This is a genomic window from Pseudomaricurvus sp. (genome assembly GCF_965662505.1).
Lineage (GTDB): Bacteria > Pseudomonadota > Gammaproteobacteria > Pseudomonadales > Cellvibrionaceae > Pseudomaricurvus.
Genome location: NZ_CBFIHX010000071.1, coordinates 1 through 18,995, shown reverse-complemented (window position 1 = coordinate 18,995; position 18,995 = coordinate 1). Strand labels below are relative to the sequence as shown.

Sequence of the window (18,995 nt, the reverse complement as noted above, 5' to 3'; positions counted from 1 at the left end):
GGTGTTCAGGTGCTCAATGGTGATGTCCAGCAGGCCAGATGCCGCGCCGACGCAATCTGCCGCCAGTGCGAAATCACGCAGAGTCTCCAGCCGTGCGATCAATTTGGTTGCCGCTTCGCCGCGCGCCAAGACCACTTGATCGGTCAGAGCCACGTTAGTGAAGGTGACGTCAAACAGACGACGGGTGGTGTCCCAGGTGCCGCGAGCGGTACGCTCAACGCCTGCCTGATCCAGTTTCACCAGTGCCACGCAATCGTCAACACAGACCAGCAGGTCGCTGGCGGTATCCGCTGACGGTACGGCGGTCATTTGTCCGTTGAGGGTATCGGTCACTGTCAGGGTGGATGCACCGGCCAGAGAACCTGTGGCGCATTCACCGGTGGTGAAACGGCCAATCAGTTCAGCTTTGTCTTCCAGATCGCTCTGTACGATCGCGTCGACCGCCAGGCTGGCCGTCAGAAACGGTACCTGTGCCAGACCGCGACCCAGCTCGGTGTGCAGCATGCTCACGCCGTGCACGCCCAGACCCAGGCCGTCCAGCTCTTCGGGAACGGCAGTCAGCAGCCAACCCAGTTCAACGGTCAGTGGCCACAGGGTGGTCTCATCCGCAGCGGTACCCTCGCCGTCCATCACTTGACGGGCGGAGGCTCTCAATTCGTTCAGATATTCGTTTAATTCACTCATCATCGGCCTCCTTACAGCTTCCAGGTTTTGGGTTCGCGGGGCATTCCCAAGACGCGCTCGGAAATGATGTTTCTCTGAATCTCGTTACTGCCACCGGCAATCGACCAGTTGTAGGAGTTCATGAAGTCCAGAGTCCAGTTGCCCGTTTCCTGAGTGGCGCCGCGCATAAAGTCAGGATCGAATTGACCCTGCAAACCGCTGATGCGACGACCCAATTTAGTGTACATACGCAGCGTCTGGGCGTAGCAGAGTTTCACCATGGAGGCGTCCCCGACTTTTTCTTCGCCGGAGATGCGTTTTAACAGGTATTGATCCGCCAGAGCACAGCAGGCATCAACCTGAGTAATGACTTTGCCCAGTTCGCGACGCAGGGAGGTATCTTCCGACAGACCGCGTTCTTTCAGTGTCTCCGCCAGCATCGGCAGGGAGTAGCGCATACGCTGACTCAGCTCGACCAGGGTCAGGCCGCGCTCGGAAGCCAGAGTGGCCTGAGCGACTGCCCAGCCCTGCCCTTCTTCACCGACCAGATCCTCAACAGGGACTTCAACGTTGTCGAAGAAGATTTCGGAAAATTCGTCATCACCGGTGATTTGGTTGATGGGCACCACGGTGACACCGGGGGCTTTCATATCCAGCAGCAGGTAGGTCTGCCCTGCCTGCGGCGGACCGGAGTTGTCACTTCGGGCCAACAACAAACAGCGGTCGGCGTACTGGGCCATGGTGGACCAGGTTTTCTGACCGTTGATGATGTATTTGTCACCCACACGCTCGGCGCGGGTTTTCAGCGAGGCCAGATCGGATCCAGCGTTAGGCTCGGAGAAGCCCTGACACCAGATCTCGCCATTGAGAATGCCGGGCAGATACTTCTCTTTTTGTGCCTCGGTCCCGCACTCCATGATGGTGCAGGCCGCGTGGTATAAGGCGACAAAGTAGAGAATCAGGCGAGGCGCGTCGGCGCGTGCCACTTCTTCGTAAATGACTTTCTGTTCCGCCAGTGAGCGACCACCACCGGGCCAGCCTTCCGGCCAATGGGGTGTGGCATAGCCCGCTTTGGAGAGTTTGCCGAACCACTCGCGCTGTTGTTGCACGAACAGCTCCTGATCCACGCCGGTCATGGCCTCACGCCAGCCCGCGGGAACATTGTCTTTCAGCCAGGTACGAACCTCCTGACGCAAGGTATCTGTGTCAATCTCAGACATTGTCAATCAACCTTCTCATGTAAGTACAATTCAGCTACTATAAATCAACAGTGGTGACTAGTTTACACCTTTAAGACGAATCCATCATCTAGAACTATGCTGATGGTGTTCTTTCATACGTATTTGAACGACTTATATGCGTATATACGTGCTCAAACGACTTTTTATACGTACTTAAACGATAAGCAGATCCTTAGAAGGGGACAAATTTTATGGAACAACAGATAAACGTACTCGTTGTAATCGATCCAAGCCAGCAAACTCACCCTGCTCTGGAGCGCGCATTGCTGCTGGCCAAACGGCCTGCGAGCGACACCAGCGCCAAGATGGTGTTCGTGGTAACTCCCTTCAAGCATACGTTGCAGCAAACCCCCGCGGTACTGTGTACCAGTGAGTGGCTGAAAGAGAACCTCCACGACCAGATGGCAGGCTCCCACGTAGAGTACTCGGTGGTTCTGGGCTGGGGCAGCAGCAGTAATGACATCATTATAGAAGCCGGCAAAGAGTTGAACGTCTCCTTGACGATTGCCCCCTACTACGAAGAACAGTCCGGTGGCCGCTTCCTCAGTGATGAGCGCTGGAAGCTGCTGCGTGAATCCACCAATCCTGTGCTGATTGCCTCACGCCCTGCAGAGAACCACACCGGAAAAATCCTGTGTACTCTGAAATCCCAGGATCCGGAGAACTCCGAGCGCGATAGCCGGATGCTGGCAACGACGGCCAGATTTACCGAAACCTTTGGTATGGAAGCCCATATCGTCAATTCCTACGATGACTCTATGGAATACCCGGATCGTGCCAAGATCGCCGCACTGGCGAATGTACCTAATGAGCGCATCCACGTTAAACAAGGTGAGCCGGAAGATGTGATCTGCGATACGGCCAACGACATCGACGCCGATATCATCGTGATTGCCAGTCAGCAGCGCAAAGGGTTGCGCGGCGCTCTGCGAGGAAACACCATTGAGAAAATCATCGGGCGTCTGGATCGCGATATTTTGATGATTTGATTTTGTGGTGATTCGAACGTCCGCATATAGCAAGATCGGAACACAACCCTAATAATGCTGTCTTTAAGGAGCCTTTGTGCACACACGCAATATCGGAAAATCAGGTTTGAAAGTCTCCAGCATTGGGCTGGGGTGCAATAACTTTGGATTGACCATCGACGCCAAACTTTCAACACAGATGATTCACAAGGCGCTGGATTCCGGTGTTACGTTGTTTGACACTGCGCCGGTCTACGGCAGCGAATGGGGGGCTTCTGAACGGATTCTGGGTGAAGCTCTGGGCAATCGTCGACAAGACGCTGTCGTCGTTACCAAGTTTGGCATGACGCCAGCTCTGACGGTGCGGGACACCTCCCGCAGAGCGATCCTGAAAGATATTGAAGACAGCCTGACACGACTCAAAACCGATTACATCGACGTCTACATGCTGCACTGGCCTGATGCGTCAACGCCTATGGAAGAAACGCTGCGCGCACTGGAAGACATCATCCGCGCTGGCAAGGTTCGCTACATTGGTTGTTGTAACCTCCCTGCCTGGCAGGTGGTGGAAGCCAAGTGGTTGTCGAAGACGGACAAGCTCAGCGAATTTATCGTCACGCAGGACGAGTACTCCCTCCTCAATCAAGCGGGTAGAACCAAGCTCACTCCGGCACTGGAGCAATATGGCATGGGCCTGATGCCCTACACGCCGTTGGCGAATGGTTTGCTCACTGGAAAATACACGCAAAATAACACTTCCATCGGTGACACCCGCCTCAGCAAAAACCTGTGGAATATGGGCGACCGATACCTCACCGACATCAACTTGAAGAAGGCCGAACGTCTGGCTGAATACGCCGCCGAGAAGGGGCACACTCTACTGGAACTGGCAGTTTCCTGGTTGCTGGCACAGCCAGTGGTGTGCAGCGTGATTGCCGGAGCCACCAAACTGGAGCAGTTGGAGCAAAATCTTCAGGCCGGTGATTGGAAATTGACCGAAGCTGAATTGAAAGCGATTGATCAGATTTGTCAGTCGTAAATTCAGCGGAAAGATAAAAGCACTTCTCCCAAGATCCATTGCCGATCATTCGTTCGGTTGGCAATGGTCTTCTCTCTGTAGCACCCTCCCCCCCCTGTTGGCTAACTGGCCCAGAGTAATTACGGTCTAAGGCGACAAGGTACGTATTCAGCCTTGAAAAATCGTTAATGTGGGTAAAAATTAACAATAGCGAGTCCATGTTTTCCATTTCAGGAGAGATTTAGTGGTGAAGGTTGATTGATTAGATTGCACTTCAAGTGGCTGGAAGGTTAATAGGAGATTGTTGGCAAAAAGCGTTGGAGAAGAGAACTAATAATGCACAGCTTATCCGGAGTTACGGACTATCTTAAAGATCATTATCTTGAGTTTTTTGGTATTAACCTTCAAATCGCTAAATGCAATAACCCATTTGAGATTCAGGGTAATTGCAAATTCACAGATAAGTTTAATTTCAACGCATTGGTTCATTTGATGGAATCGATATCCATCTTGTCCCTATTGTTATTCGTTTTTGGTGTTCCGTTTTCCTTTCCGCCGACTGAAATACTTGTACCCTCTCTCTTTTTCTTTTTGATTTCATTAACGTGGACCTTTTATGTCTGTTCTTTTGGTTTCACACAAGGCCCTATGTCTGATGACGAAAAATATTCATTCTGGGGGTTTACTAATGGAGTTATTTTCTATTTAGGTTATCTGTTTTTTTCGTCTTCAATGATGTTCTTCTTTTTAGTTCTCTTTGAGTCGGTCAAGGGTTATATCGATGGTGGATATTTGATCGCCATTGAAACGGTTGTGGTAATAGCGTTTTGGGTCGTGGTAATTCTTCCTTTTCTTGTGTTTATTTCTTATATGGCTGAAGTGCTAAACCTTACTTTTTCAAAGGCAATACTCTGCTTTTGTATTTCGTTTTTGGTTTATCTTACTCCAATTCAGTTGGTTGTTGTTCTGGTGGGTTTTTCTGAACCTGAACCTAGTCAGTGGGTAGGTTTCGGTTTAAGTCTAAGCTTGTGCATTGTTTGTTACGCTTATTATTTTATTCGTATAAAAAACCGAACAAAAAACGTCTCTACTCAGGGCGATAAGAAAGAGATTAAATGTAAGTGAAATCATAAGAATAACAAAGCAGTCGACGCTGCGGCGCATAGCCCACTGCTTACTTTTAGCGATCAGAACGAATAGGTGGCGGCAACCGTCCAGGTGGTGGGGCTGCCGGGCATGGTCCACCATTTATGGTACGAGCTGACGTAGTACTCTTCGTCAAACAGGTTGTCCACATTGAGTGAAAGCTCAAGTTGTCTGGTAGGCTGGATTGAGCCGAATAGATTCACCAATGTGTAGCCTGGCAGACGGTAGTTGGGATCAATGGTTTCCCCCAGACGATCGTCGACATAGTTGATACTGGTTCCGACTGTTGAAGGGTATCCAAACAAAGTGACGCGCTGGCTCAGAACCAGGTTGGCACTGTTCGCCGGAATGTTGATTAAGTCGCTCCCTGCCGGTATTTCCACTCCCCAATCCGCATTGATTACGGTGTTGCTGGTTTGGGCATTAACGTAGGCATAGGAAAACATCAGTTCGGTGTTGTCCCCCAGGCTGGCATGGATATCAAGCTCCACCCCTTCGCTCTCTGCTTCGCCAAGTGCCACTGAGTAGCCCGCGTGATCAGGGTTGGGGTCGGATGTCAAAATATTGGACTTATTCATACGGAACAGCGCCAAGGTGCCCGACAGAGTGTCATCAAGAGTATTCACCTTCAGACCTAACTCGTAGGACTCACTTTTCTCTGGGGCAAACACATCGCCGTAAAAGTCAGCGCCACTATTGGGTCTGAAACCTTCTGAATAGCTGGCGTAAAGAGTGAGATTATCGGTGGCTTCAAATACCAATCCGGCTCTGGGGCTGGTTTGAGATTGGGACTGTGAGCGTTTGGACGCGAAAAGGTTGTCCGTCACTTCTTGAGTGAACTCGTCGTATCTCAGCCCTACCAGCAGTTTCCAGCGCTCACTTAGGTCAATCTGGTCCTGCAAATAAAAGCCGTGTGCTCGCTGTTTTTCAACACGATCACGCATTGCTCCGAGTGCGGGTTGAGCCTGCCCATATACCGGGTTGTGAAGATCAACCGAGTAGGTCAGGTCGGGAGGTGTAGCGCCGGGCGCGACACGCCAGCGGTCAATGATGGATTTCAGCTCGTATTGGTAGATGTCGGCACCCAATAACAGGTGGTGAGAGAAAATACCCGTGTTGAATTTTCCGTTCAACTCAACTCGGCCAGACTTGTCGTCAGCATCGAAATCCATATAGCGGCGTTCCCGCACGACTCTCCCCAGTGTGTCAATTTGTTGTCTGGACGGTGCCAGATCAGGTTGTGACATGCTGCCTTCGAATGAGGAGGAGCGTAAGCCCGCGCCAGCCAGCAGGGACCAGTTGCTGTTGAAATCATGTTGCAATACTAATTGATGCCCAAGCGCATCCACTTCAATGGGGCCATCGTTGGGTTCGCCATAAAACGTATTGACGCCTACGGTGCCGAGCTTGCCATTAACCGCAACGATACCCCGATCGAATGGCGCTTCCTGCTGCAGGTACTCCATTTCATAACTGAGGGTCGTGTTGTCGGTGATGGCATACAAAAAAGAAGGGGAAAGCACCCTCTTCTCCGTTTCTACGGTATCGCGAAAACTATCGCTTTCCTGGTAGGCGCCATTGATGCGAAAGGCCAATGTGTCCGTTATGGCATCGGTGTAATCACCCTCGTATCGATAGCTGTCGTAGCGTCCTGCGGAGGCACGTAGATAACCCTCTCTTTCAAATTCGGGCTTCTTGGTCACGATGTTGACTGTGCCTCCGGGCTCTCCCCGTCCGAACAGTGCTGAGCCAGGGCCTTTCAATATTTCAATGGATTCAACGTTGGAAACATCCCGGTTGCCACTGAAGCCGCGGCCGCCACTAAAGCCATTGATAAGGTAGCCAGATGGCAGGTTTTCATCTCCGGCAAACCCCCGGATGGCAAAACTGTCCCACAGGCCCCCGAAGCTGTTCTGACGGGAAAGGCCACCGGCCAGATCCAACGCACTTTGCAATTCAACTGCGCCGACGTCGTGCAGGAGAGAATTGTCGATCACCTGCACTTGCTGGGGGAGTTGCTCCAACGGTACATCACCACGATAAGGCTGACGCTGCGAGACCACCACCACCTCTTCTAGTTGGCTTGCAGCCGGGGCACTCTCTGCTATCGCCGGTGCAACACCGCAGGCACTCAATATGGCTACAGTCAGCAGGCGACTGGAAAAGTGAGAAGGTATATTGGTCACGGTGTTTACTCCTGAGGCGTATTCTGGAACGGCTGTATCAAAAAACAGGGATGATAACGATAACGGTTATCATTAGCAAGAGGGCAGCAGTCAATCAACTCTGCTGTGCATTTGAATTAAAGAGTTAAATGGGTCAGAGCCCTTTTAATAAGGTGACGGTCTCATACAAAGAGTTTTCTGAGTCTGTGAGTGCATAGAAGACCCCTGAGCGGTCTCGTAAAACACGTAGGCTTTGTTTCCACAATGATGAGGTACTGAAAAGGATGCGCTAAGTTATTGAACTTGATATGCTTTTTCGCAAACAAATGGAATAAAAGTGGTGGAAATTGGTGTTGCATATACGAACTTCTGCCCATTTAACTGTTAAATGCTATGGATATCAGGCTTCCGATATTGCACATGAATGCCGACTATATTCTCCCCGTGGCGGAGAAGAATTACGGAATATGCGGCCTTAAAAACTATCGCTCTGGGTGCTATGAAGGCGCTAGATTTATAGATTCAGCGGGACAGGAGTGATTCGTTGAGTCAGCGGAGGTCCTTGGTTTCTCTAGCATTCTTCAATACCTCGTTGGGGAAATGAGAATAAGTCTATTAAAATTAAGTTTTGCTTCCGTATGGGTAAGAAGTATTCCTTTGATGAGCTGAAGGGTGAGCCTCTCAAAAACAGAAAGAGGTCCCCTTGTACATGTCAAAGTTTAATACGCTACAGCAGTTGGTATCCAAAATCGGCTGCTTCAATTCCCGGGCGGGCATTTAACAAGCAGCAGGCCGACTTTCGGCGGCTGTGCTAGACGTTAGCATACAAAGAGGAATCCAGTATGAGTGAAAATTATATAGAAGCCGATTTGATACATTGTATTTATGCGAGTACGGCAAAAGAAAAACTGGAAAAAAATCAAATTGTTTCTATTTTGGAAAAAGCCAGAAAAAAGAATTCCAGTATAAATGTAACTGGTATGCTTCTGTATGACGATGGCGCATTTTTTCAGATTCTTGAAGGTAAGCGAGAAGTGGTTGAAAAACTGTTAGTGGAGATATCCAATGATAAAAGGCACGACAGGATTGTTAAAATAATAATAGAGCCTATAGAGGAAAGAAGTTTCTCTGAGTGGACTATGGGATATTCTGGCGCAACAAGATCAGATCTGCAGAAAGTTGATGGTTTAAATGATTTCTTTAGTAAAAATAGAAGTTTCACTGAATTAGATGAAGGTAGAGCCAAAAAACTACTCGCTGCGTTTAAAAGTGGTCAATGGCGAGCCAGTCTAAGATAACTGGTTGTCAAATGGACAGTTTTTCCGTCGCTCCTTTTTGTGCTAAATAGAAAAAACGGGCTCTTCCAAAACTGCAATGTACAACGGCGTTAGCTTTCAGTCGAGTTCAGCGCAAACATAGGTTACGTTTATGAGTAGTGAATACAAAAAGAATGAAATTGTCCATGAGGAATTACCTCAGGAACATACTGATCCACTCATTGGCGTTCTACATAAAATCATAAGGGTTGCGATTAAAGCTTTAGCCATTTTGATGGTGCTAATCATAATTTGGGGTGTAGCAGACGTTGTTTTTGTTGTGTATCAAAAGCTTATGGAGTCGCCGAAGTTTCTATTAGAGGTAAGTGATATTTTTGCTGTATTTGGCGCGTTTATGGTGGTGCTAATCGCTGTTGAGATCTTCGTAAATATCAGGTTGTACTTGGGCTCTAATGTCCTACCGATCCAACTGGTTATTGCTACGGCACTTATGGCTATTGCCCGGAAGGTAATTATCCTTGATTTCGCTGATGTTACTCCAGACTATATATTTGGAATTGCATCGGTTGTTTTGGCCTTAGGTGTCTCTTATTGGCTTGTTGCAAAAAAAAGCTAACAAGGAAGGTTGTCGTAATTGGCAAAGATAAATGTAAAGCATTACTGGGCGAAAACTGTAGAAAGCCGATACGGTAGTGAATATCAACAGTTGGCAATAGAGCTTACCATTACCGCAATATTATTGCCTATCACTTTCTATAGCTGGTTTACGCCTGGATTAGGGTTGTTTTTTGTAGGCTTCCTAGTACCAACTATATCGTTTGCTTTGGGTTCCATTTTGACTATTTACTTTATGATCAAAAACCGAAAAGAATTGCGTAGAGAGAGTGATAAAGAAAAGGGCGGCAGTACATAACAAGCACATGTTGTTCGCCGCTAACGCGGCCGGAGAGGGGTCGAGGGCTCCCCCCAATAAAGCAGACAGTAGATAACTTCAGGCATAATATTCCATCCACATCAGCGCCCTTGAGGGCGATGGATCAAGTTTTCCAGTAGATGATTTTTAGAGGCGGTTGTAGACACTTGGCAACCCGCTAGGCCGAAATCAACTCAGCAAAACGCATCATATCTACATTGCCGCCGCTGATAAGTACTCCCACGCGCTTGCCCTGTAATTCAGCTTTTATTTGCCTGGCTGCAGCCAGACCGAGGCAACCCGTGGGTTCGACGATCAACTTCATACGTGCGGCCAAAAACTTCATCTCGTTGACAAGCTCGGTGTCTGAGACGGTCAGTATGTCATCGACATCCCGCTGGATGATCGGAAATGTACAATTGCCGAGGTGTTGCGTTTGAGCACCATCGGCGATGGTCTTGGGTGTGTCTATGTGTACTATCGAGCCGGAACGAAATGATCGTTGACCGTCATTGCCTGCCTCTGGCTCAACACCGTACAGCTGACATCCAGGTGACAGTACACGTGTAGCCAGAGCACAGCCGGAAAGTAACCCCCCTCCTCCCAGCGGCACAAACAAAGCGTCCAGCGGACCCACTTCTTCAAACAACTCCTTAGCCGCAGTCCCCTGCCCGGCCAATACATCCGGGTGATCATAAGGGGGAATAAGTGTCAGGCCGTGTTGTTCAGCCAGCTCACGACCGATCTGTTCGCGATCTTCTTTATAGCGATCGTAGATGACGACGTTGCCCCTGTAATCTTTGGTCGCGGCTACTTTGGCTGCCGGAGCGTCGTGAGGCATAACAATGGTGGCGGGTATATCGAGAATTTTGGCCGACAAGGCAATGGCCTGCGCGTGATTACCAGAGGAAAACGCCACGACGCCCGCTCGACGCTGTTCAGGGCTGAATTTCGATAGCGCATTAAAAGCACCGCGAAACTTAAATGCCCCCATCCGCTGTAGATTTTCGCACTTGAAGAAAACCTGAGCACCCAGCTCAGTGTTCGCTGTGCAGGAAGTCATCACCGGTGTTTTGTGGGCGTGGCCTTGGATTCGCTCCGCCGCTGCGCGCACATCGTCGTAAGTGGGGTACTGAATCATGGTGACTCCTGTGGGATGCTGGGTTCTCTGGTGCTTGAAAATAATGGACGGATACTATTATTGGATGAATATTACGTCCTTTTACTGAAAAGGTCTCTGATGGCTGGAAGTCAGGGTACCCAAATAAGTATTGGCAGCGATTAGGTGGAAAAACATAGAATAGGTTCTATTGTTTGCAATCTAGTGCTGCAAAAATATCTCATTGCGATTCATAAACTGAGTAATCGATATGCTTTTGGCTCTGTGTGCCATTTTAGGTGGTTTTGTCCTGCTGGTCTGAAGTGCTGATCGTTTTGTGGAAGATGCAGTTGCCGCAGCGAAACACGCCGGTATGCCCTCTCTGTTAATCGGTATGGTGATTGTGGGGTTCAGAACCTCGACGCCAGAGATGGTCTTTTCTGCCATGGCCGCCCGAAAAGGTGAGCATGACATTGGTAACGTTGTGAGCTTCAACATGTTCAACCTGCTGGCAGTCGTCGGCATTGCCGGTGTTATCTCGCCGATGCCGTCGATGTCGCCAGAAATCCTGATCCGAGACTGGTATGTCATGATGGTGATGATGGCAGGGTTGTTTGTATGACGTATGGATTTCGCGGTCCGGGACGAATAAATCGTGTCGAGGGAGTGTGTTGTTACTTTCCTTTGTGGCTTACAACATCTGGTTGGTGGCTTCTGTGGTTGGAGCTTAAAGTGTGGTGATAGTACAAGCCGCTTAGTGGGTTAGATTGACCTAAGTCGCTAGGTAGCCGCTAGCTCGAATCAATAACTGCAGTAGAATTACTAAAAATTCAAATCATAATGATATTGATTATCAGTATGATCGGTGTTATAAAATGCCCTGCTCGGAGAATGCTCAGGCATTTCACCAAAACCGTTTCAATTGAAATCAACACCATTAGGACACGTTATGAAAACCTTACCTCGCTGCGCTTTAGCTCTGTCAGTAGCAGGCGCCATGCTTAGTCATATTGCATATGCACAGAATTCAACCGATTTAAATGCGGGTAAGGCTAGTGGTACTGATGATGTAAACAAGGGCAATATTGAAACAGTTTATGTCTATGGTGAGCCCAATAAAACGAAAACAGCCACTAAGTTGAACCTGACGATATTGGAAACTCCTCAGGTGGTATCGGTAATTTCCCGTGACCAGATTGAAGACTTCTCACTACGGGAGATTAATTCAATTTTATCTTATGCCCCCGGGGTTACCGTTGAGCAGGTGGAAACCGGTCGTACTTACTACACTGCGCGCGGCTTCGACATTGTAAATTTTCAATTCGATGGTGTGGGTGTCCCGTTTTCCTATGGTTTGACTCAGGGGCATGACGATTCGGCAATTTATGAACAAGTCGAAGTGGTAAAAGGCGCAACGGGCTTGATAACCGGCCTTGCAAACCCATCGGCAACCATTAACTATTTACGTAAACGTCCTACTGAAGATATGCAGGCTTCTATTTCCGCTTCTTCGGGTAGTTGGGATCAGTATCGTCTGGATGGTGATATATCCGGACCGATCATTGATGACAAGTTAAAGGGGCGCGTGGTGGTCGCGAAGCAAGATGGAGATTCCTATATAGATCGCTACAGCAAAGACCTGGATGTCTTCTATGGTGTTCTCAGTGGAGAGATTACCGATACCACACGGTTCACTGTCGGGCACAGCATCAATGACAGCCACAGTGATGCTAATTCATCGGGTGCATTACCGTTATTTTACAGCGATGGTTCTCTTACTGATTACGATGTGTCCACCAATACTGCGCCGAAGTGGGCTGAGCAGGATGTAAAACAAACTCGCAGCTTTGTTGAATTAGAACAGGATTTGGGTGAAAGCTGGATGTTGAAAGCTATCTACACTCGAACCAAACAGGAAAAATCCTGGAATTCATTCTATCTATCGGGTGCACCTGACTCATCCACGGAAACTGGCCTGTTGGCCCAGGCCAGTTTCTATGAGGCTGAAGACAAAGAAGAAATTATCGATTTATTTGTCAGTGGTAACTTTTCTTTCCTGGGGCAGACTCACGAGCTGGTAGCCGGTGTTAATTTTGCGGATATCGACCTGACCGGGCGTTCTGTATACAGCAGCCAATGGAACTACGACCCAATAGGCTCTGACTGGGCGGCTGGCAATACCCCTAAGCCAGTGTTTGATGTTTATGATGCTGCTTCACAATCTACTGATATTGAACAGGAGCAAGACTCTTTTTATATATCGACTCGTTTGAATTTCACCGATAAATTTTCAGTACTTCTCGGGGCACGTACGGTTGATATTGAACAATCTGGAATCAGTTATGGTGCGTCACAGAATGCGTCTGACGATGAAACCGTTCCATACGTTGGAGCTACCTATCAGGCTCTTCCGGGAACAATGCTCTATGCCAGCTTTAGTGAAGTATTCAAAGCGCAGACTTGGGTAGACTCTAACTTGTCTCCTCTTGGTGCAGTACGCGGCGATAGTTCGGAAGTGGGTATTAAACAAGAGCTGTTTGATGGTAGTGCGGTCCTCACCATGGCTCTTTTTGAGTCTGCACAGGAAAACTTCGGTGAATGGGTAACCCGTGATACTGTTTCCGGATTGAACATATACCGCGGTGTAGAATTTGATAGCGATGGCTTCGAGTTGGAACTTTCAGGTGAACTGTTCACTGGCCTAAACATCAGTGCGGGTTATACACAAGTCGAGGTTGAAGATGAAAATGGCGATGACACTCGTCGCTTTATCCCTACCAAACTTTTTAAATTGGCCTCTGCATATAGTCTGCCAGGGTTGCCAGAATTGCGTATTGGCGGAGCAATTAATTGGCAGAATGAAATTTACTACTCAGATACTGAGGTTCAGGATTCTTACGCTTTGGTTGATATCTTTGCCAAATATGCAATGACTGACAATCTGACGTTGGCACTGAATGTAAACAACGTCGGAGATAAAAAATATCGCCTAAGCCCACAGTGGGGGCAAGCTAATTATGGTGCTCCCCGCAGTGTAATGGCTTCAGTTACCTGGAATTACTAAGGCAGGGAGCCGCCATTCAGGTTTATTAAGATGGCTGAGAGGTGGTTGTTAATCACTCCTCTCGGTCCAACTTAGCCAGGATAGATTAGAGAAAAACTACAATCCTAAATACTGCGCAATCAGAAACGAATCGCCCTTGCCTTCATGTTTACCAAAATAGCTCACGGGTTCTCGGGAGTCGTCCTCTATTGATCCAATTTCACAATCAATACCAAAGTCTTTGGCAAGATCATTAAAGAGATTTACCGGGAATTTCAGGTGAATGCTTTTCTTTACTGCCTGAATAACCCCCAGTTCCCAGTCTTCGCAAGAATCACTGTCGCATTGATTGATCAGTGTGACATTGTTCGTGGCGTTATCATCTGCGTATTTTTGCAACGCAGCTTGTAAATCTGGAAGATGTTTTTTGAGTTTAGTTTCTTCGTTTTCTTCCAAACGGTCACAGGCTACAAGCAGGTATACTTTCATGAGGTTTCCAAAATTATCATCACGGGCAGGATTGTAGCATGCCGTCTCAAAAGACGTCTTGTGCCTGCTATTAAAAGACAACTAAACAGATCAGTAAAAGTACGTGTTCGTTTTATTCCATCAACGCCTTAAGGTGGGCTACAACCGAGCGTCCCAGTGCGGATAAAGAGTAGCCTCCCTCCAAAAAAGACACCATACGACCCTCGGCGTAGGTATCCGCTATTTTCTTAATCTCTTGTGTTATCCAGGCATAGTCCGCTTCTGTCAGGTTCATATCTGCCATCTCATCTTCCAGATGTCCGTCGAAACCTGCGGAAATCAAAATCAGCTGGGGTTTAAATTCATGCAGTCTGGGGATAAAGGTTTCGGTAACCTTTGTTCGAAAATCAGCTCTTGCCGTTCCTGCGGCAAGGGGGAGATTAACGATATGATCCGGCGTGGCTTCGTCGCCTGTGTAGGGATAAAACGGGTGCTGGAAGCTGGAGCAGAGTAAGACTCTGCTGTCTTCGCGAAAGATATTTTCGGTTCCGTTACCGTGGTGTACGTCGAAGTCTACGATGGCAACCCGTTCCAGATCATGTTCTTCCAGAGCATGTGCGGCTGCAATCGCAATGTTATTGAAGATGCAAAAACCCATGGCGAAGCTCTTGCCTGCGTGATGCCCTGGGGGGCGCACACTGCAAAAGGCCGATTGGGTCTTGCCTGAGAATAATCGGTCTACCGCGTCAATTCCCGCCCCTGCTGCACGCAGGGCGGCCTGCAGGCTGTTCGAGTTCATAAACGTATCTTCGGCCAGTTCGATGGTTCCCTGCTCGGGCGCGCGGGCAAACACGTCATCCACATAGGCCTCGCTGTGCGCTCGAGTGAGTTGTTCTCGAGTTGCCAGAGGGGCATCCGCAGGCAACAAGACCACATCCACACCCGAGGCAATCAGCTGATCATTGATTGCCGAGAGTCGTTGGGGCGACTCGGGATGGCCTGCGAAATTCTCATGCAGCAGGCAATCAGGATGGGATATGAGGGTTAAAGACATTTTCTTAATCCTTGGTTGGCTACTATTCTGTCAGAGGCCATAGATAAAAAGTACCGAGGTCGGTAGCAGCCGCTGCATTTTACCAATTGGCAAAACACACGACAGAACTCACCATGGGCTTACATTACCTGAATCATTTGTTCTCACCCAAATCGATCGCGGTATTTGGCGCATCCGATCGTGAGAGCTCTCTGGGGCACATTATCTTTCGCAACCTGTTGGCGGGTGGTTTTAAAGGCAAGCTTTATCCGGTCAACCCCAATCATGTCATAGTACAAAATCATCAGGCCTACAAATCCATTGCCGAGATAGAAGACTCCGTGGATCTGGCTGTCATTACTGCCCCTGCGTATGCCGTTGAGGACATTGTTCGCCAGTGTGGCGAGGCGGGTGTGCGTTCAGCCATTGTTCTGTCTGCAGGTTTTGGTGAAAACGTCGCAGGCGAGGCAGGTCGGATATTACAGGAGCAACTCATGGCCTGTGCGCGGCAGTATGGGGTGCGTATTCTCGGCCCGAACTGTCTGGGCTTGATGCTGCCCGCCAAGGGGCTTAATGCGACGTTCAGTCATGAGATCGCCAGCCCGGGCCACATGGCGCTGGTGTCTCAATCCGGTGCTTTGTGTACGGCAGCCATCGATTGGGCTCAGAGCGAGGGACTGGGGTTTTCAGCTGTTATCTCTCTGGGAGATACCTTCGACATAGGGTTTGGTTCCGTGCTGGATTACCTCGCTCTGGATCCTAATACCCGCTCGATTCTGTTGTATATCGAAGGCATACGGGACGCGCGTCGTTTTTTGAGTGGGCTGCGTGTTGCGGCGCGAATTAAACCGGTGGTCGTCGTAAAAGCGGGTCGCTTTCAGCAGGGGCTTCGAGCCGCTATTCTCCATACGGGCGCTAAGGTGGGGAGTGATGTGGTGTTTCACGCGGCTCTGCGCCGTGCGGGGGTAGTCAGGGCGTACACGATCAAGCAGATGCTGAATGCCGCTGAAATTCTGTCCCGACGCCGTTATCAATTGAAGGGACACAACCTGGCGATCGTCACCAACGGCGGTGGGCCGGGTGTGATGGCCAGTGATCGGGCAGCTGAGTTGGATGTTCCGCTGGGCGAGCTGGATGAATCGGATATCGAGCAACTGGATCCTTATCTTTCACTTCATTGGTCAAAAGCGAATCCGCTGGATTTACAGGGAGATGCCACGACGGAGCACTATCGTGTAGCGCTGGATTACTGTCTGCAATCCGATAAGTTTTCCGGCGTTTTGGTGATGCTGGCGCCGCAAGCCATGACCGATCCCTCGGAAGTGGCACGTCTGGTGATCGACGCGGCTCAGCAGAGTAAAAAGCCCGTGATTGCTTGCTGGTTAGGCGGGAAGCAAGTTGCCGGAGCGCATAAGCTCTTCCGCGATCATAATCTGCCCCACTTCGACACCCCGGAATCCTGTATTCAGGCTTTTGCCTTGTTGACCAGTTACCAGCGTAACCAGCAGCTACTGTTGCAAGTGCCGAAACCCTTAACTCAACATCGCAAACCGGATTTAGACGGTGCCCGTTTGATTGTGAAAGAAGCCCTGAAAAACCATCGAAATTGGCTGAATAATGTGGAGTGTCGAGCTGTGTTGCGCGCATTTCACCTGCCGTTAGCTCCGGCTATTGCTGCCAGTAATCCGAATGAGGCCGTTGTCGCCGCGGAAACGTTGGGATTCCCGCTGGCCATGAAAATCAATGCCCAGGATATTCAACACAAGTCCGATGTGGGTGGTGTTCGACTGAACATTAACAACGTCGAGACGGTTCGTCGAAATTTTGAAGAGATGATCAATACCGTTCGGCAGCATCGTCCGGAAGCCGATATTCAGGGGGTAACACTCGAACCTATGTACCGCCGTGCCCAGGGGCGGGAATTAATGATTGGTATACAGCGTGATCCGGTGTTTGGCCCTGCCATTCGATTTGGCGCGGGTGGCACCATGGTGGATGTTATTCAGGATCAGTTTGTATCCTTGCCGCCGTTGAACAAATTTATTGCCCGACAGATGATCAACCGAACTCGCGTTTATACCATGCTGCAGGAATTTCAGGGTATGCCGGCTGTTGATTTCGACGCGCTGGAAGATGCACTTCTGCGAGTGTCTGAGCTTGCGTGTGAAATGCCAGAGATCCATACACTCGATATCAATCCTCTGATGGTCGATGATCAGGGCGCGCTGGTGATCGATGCCCGGATTCAGGTTCAGCCTCCTACCGAACAAGCCAAGCCCTATGCTCACATGGCCGTACACCCCTACCCCGGTAATCTGGAAACCCGAATGCAATTATCTGATGGTACAGATTTATTGATTCGCCCTGTGCGTCCAGAGGATGCGAACATCGAACAGGACTTTATCAGCCGTATGTCACCGGAGACGATCTACTTCCGTTTTATGCAGTCCTTGCACGAACTCACACCCGACATGCTGATCCGATTTACCCAAATTGATTATGATCAGGAGATGGCATTGGCAGCGATCGCCTATCAGGGAGATGACGAAATTGAAGTAGGCGTTGCCCGCTATCTGACCAACCCGGACGGTGTCAGCTGTGAGTTTGCCATCGTGATTGCGGACGACTGGCATCACAAGGGCATTGGTTATAAATTGATGACTGAACTGATTCAGGTCGCTCGACAACGTGGACTGCTGGAAATGGAGGGGGAAATATTGACGGAAAACCGGGGCATGTTGTCGATGATGCAGAAACTGGGTTTTACTGTTCGCATCAAAGACGATGATTTTAATTTAAGACGGGCTACTCTGCAGTTGAATTAAAAACCTTTGTAAAAGTGGGGTTATAACCTCATAATACGCCGCCTTTAGGTAAGGTCATTGACTTTCCTGCCCAAGATCGAGCCACTATATAAAGTTACATAACGTTACTATTTTATAAAGCTACTAGTTAGCCAATAGGTACCCCGATGAGCGATTTACCCCCCTGTCCACAATGCAACTCCCCTTACGCCTACGAAGATCGCGATCTTCTGGTCTGTCCGGAATGTGGCAACGAGTGGTCAGCTAACGCCTCTCAGGAATCTGGTGAAGAAGAGAAAGTGATCAAAGATTCCAATGGTAATGTGCTAAGCGACGGTGACACGGTGACTGTGATTAAAGATCTGAAGATCAAAGGTTCGTCGTCGGTGGTGAAGGTCGGTACGAAAGTGAAGAATATCCGTCTGGTTGACGGCGATCACGATATCGACTGTAAAATCGATGGTATTGGCGCGATGAAGCTTAAATCGGAGTTTGTGAAGAAGGTTTAATCTGCTTCTGAAAATATTCTAGTCAGTCAGGCCAAAAGTAAGATTGCTCTCACTTTTGGCCTGTTTTGTTAGTTATACCTTTCTATTTCATCTTCCAGGCTATTACATCTTCCAGGCAACGCGTGCACCGTAGGTACGCGGTTTACCCCACACACCATAACCCCAGTCATCACCCAGTGTATTCTGATAGGTGAAGTACTCTTCATCGGTCAGGTTATTCACGAATAACTCCACCGTGTAGCGACCATCCATCGATGCCCAACCGACCTTGGCATTGGCGATTCCATAGCTTTCATGATGAGAGTAAGGATCATTTTCCACTTGCAGGAAGTGATCGTCTTGCCAGGAGTAGTCCGCTTGCAATGCCAGCTCGCCTGCGTCCCCGATGGGGATGTAGTAGCGTGCGACCAGGTTGTAACTGATTTCGGGTGCTGATGGCAGTTCAACACCGTCGTAGGAGTAGACGTCTCCGGCTACGCGACTGGATTTATCAGACTCCATCTCGGTTGATAGAAAGCCCACACCGGCGATCACTTCAAAGTTATCCGTGACACTGGCTGTAACTTCCGCTTCCAGGCCATAGCCCGTAACGTCGCCGGCGTTTAGAATTCGGCTGCCGTTGGCCAGAGTATCAAAGAGCTGCGCCTG

At 49.2% G+C, this 18,995-nt stretch carries 16 protein-coding genes and 1 pseudogene; 10 read left to right on the top strand and 7 right to left on the bottom strand.

Annotated features, from left to right (window positions below):
- Window positions 1–684, bottom strand: a 684-nt coding sequence (locus ACTG33_RS10935; protein WP_439135247.1) for an acyl-CoA dehydrogenase family protein, incomplete at its 3' end; no start/stop codon positions are given.
- 11 nt (window positions 685–695) lie between these two features.
- A complete protein-coding gene (locus ACTG33_RS10930) occupies window positions 696–1,883 on the bottom strand; it encodes an acyl-CoA dehydrogenase family protein (protein ID WP_439135246.1) in 1,188 nt (395 codons plus the stop codon).
- A gap of 212 nt (window positions 1,884–2,095) precedes the next feature.
- On the opposite strand from ACTG33_RS10930, the gene ACTG33_RS10925 reads away from it, so the two are divergent.
- From ACTG33_RS10925 to ACTG33_RS10915, 3 genes are all read left to right on the top strand, one after another.
- A complete protein-coding gene (locus ACTG33_RS10925; protein ID WP_439135245.1) occupies window positions 2,096–2,893 on the top strand; it encodes a universal stress protein in 798 nt (265 codons plus the stop codon).
- A gap of 76 nt (window positions 2,894–2,969) precedes the next feature.
- Entirely contained in the window at window positions 2,970–3,911 is a 942-nt protein-coding gene (locus tag ACTG33_RS10920; RefSeq protein WP_439135244.1) for an aldo/keto reductase, read from the top strand.
- A gap of 315 nt (window positions 3,912–4,226) precedes the next feature.
- On the top strand, window positions 4,227–5,015 hold the full coding sequence (locus ACTG33_RS10915; RefSeq protein ID WP_439135243.1) for a hypothetical protein: 789 nt from the start codon (window positions 4,227–4,229) through the stop codon (window positions 5,013–5,015).
- 62 nt (window positions 5,016–5,077) lie between these two features.
- Here the strand turns inward: ACTG33_RS10915 and ACTG33_RS10910 are convergent, their stop codons facing one another.
- Window positions 5,078–7,222 (bottom strand): TonB-dependent siderophore receptor, encoded by a 2,145-nt coding sequence (locus tag ACTG33_RS10910; protein WP_439135242.1) that lies wholly within the window; start codon window positions 7,220–7,222, stop codon window positions 5,078–5,080.
- 821 nt (window positions 7,223–8,043) lie between these two features.
- Here ACTG33_RS10910 and ACTG33_RS10905 point away from each other — a divergent pair.
- The 3 genes from ACTG33_RS10905 to ACTG33_RS10895 all read left to right on the top strand — a co-directional run bounded on the left by ACTG33_RS10905 (window position 8,044) and on the right by ACTG33_RS10895 (window position 9,391).
- Window positions 8,044–8,499, top strand: coding sequence for a BLUF domain-containing protein (locus ACTG33_RS10905; RefSeq protein ID WP_439135241.1), 456 nt, complete (start codon window positions 8,044–8,046; stop codon window positions 8,497–8,499).
- 130 nt (window positions 8,500–8,629) lie between these two features.
- A complete protein-coding gene (locus ACTG33_RS10900; RefSeq protein ID WP_439135240.1) occupies window positions 8,630–9,094 on the top strand; it encodes a phosphate-starvation-inducible PsiE family protein in 465 nt (154 codons plus the stop codon).
- A gap of 18 nt (window positions 9,095–9,112) precedes the next feature.
- A complete protein-coding gene (locus ACTG33_RS10895) occupies window positions 9,113–9,391 on the top strand; it encodes a hypothetical protein (protein ID WP_439135239.1) in 279 nt (92 codons plus the stop codon).
- A gap of 178 nt (window positions 9,392–9,569) precedes the next feature.
- On the opposite strand, the gene ACTG33_RS10890 is transcribed toward ACTG33_RS10895, so the two are convergent.
- Window positions 9,570–10,532, bottom strand: coding sequence for a threo-3-hydroxy-L-aspartate ammonia-lyase (locus tag ACTG33_RS10890; protein ID WP_439135238.1), 963 nt, complete (start codon window positions 10,530–10,532; stop codon window positions 9,570–9,572).
- A gap of 295 nt (window positions 10,533–10,827) precedes the next feature.
- Between ACTG33_RS10890 and ACTG33_RS10885 the strand changes: the two genes are divergently transcribed.
- Window positions 10,828–11,112, top strand: a complete 285-nt coding sequence (locus ACTG33_RS10885) for a sodium:calcium antiporter (RefSeq protein ID WP_439135237.1) — start codon at window positions 10,828–10,830, stop codon at window positions 11,110–11,112.
- 327 nt (window positions 11,113–11,439) lie between these two features.
- Window positions 11,440–13,554, top strand: coding sequence for a TonB-dependent siderophore receptor (locus ACTG33_RS10880; protein WP_439135236.1), 2,115 nt, complete (start codon window positions 11,440–11,442; stop codon window positions 13,552–13,554).
- Between the two features lie 96 nt (window positions 13,555–13,650).
- Here ACTG33_RS10880 and ACTG33_RS10875 read toward each other — a convergent pair whose 3' ends face one another.
- Together ACTG33_RS10875 and ACTG33_RS10870 are read right to left on the bottom strand one after the other, a co-directional pair.
- Window positions 13,651–14,022: a hypothetical protein gene (locus tag ACTG33_RS10875; protein WP_439135235.1), complete on the bottom strand. Its 372-nt coding sequence runs from the start codon at window positions 14,020–14,022 to the stop codon at window positions 13,651–13,653.
- Window positions 14,023–14,134: 112 nt separating this feature from the next.
- On the bottom strand, window positions 14,135–15,055 hold the full coding sequence (locus ACTG33_RS10870; protein ID WP_439135234.1) for a histone deacetylase family protein: 921 nt from the start codon (window positions 15,053–15,055) through the stop codon (window positions 14,135–14,137).
- Window positions 15,056–15,168: 113 nt separating this feature from the next.
- Here ACTG33_RS10870 and ACTG33_RS10865 point away from each other — a divergent pair, with 113 nt between their 5' ends.
- Window positions 15,169–17,859, top strand: a complete 2,691-nt coding sequence (locus ACTG33_RS10865) for a bifunctional acetate--CoA ligase family protein/GNAT family N-acetyltransferase (protein WP_439135233.1) — start codon at window positions 15,169–15,171, stop codon at window positions 17,857–17,859.
- 146 nt (window positions 17,860–18,005) lie between these two features.
- Complete coding sequence (locus ACTG33_RS10860) at window positions 18,006–18,347, top strand: zinc ribbon domain-containing protein YjdM (RefSeq protein ID WP_439135232.1); 342 nt, start codon at window positions 18,006–18,008, stop codon at window positions 18,345–18,347.
- A 102-nt stretch (window positions 18,348–18,449) separates the two neighbouring features.
- Here the strand turns inward: ACTG33_RS10860 and ACTG33_RS10855 are convergent.
- Window positions 18,450–18,995, bottom strand: a pseudogene (locus ACTG33_RS10855) (hypothetical protein); the annotation flags it as partial.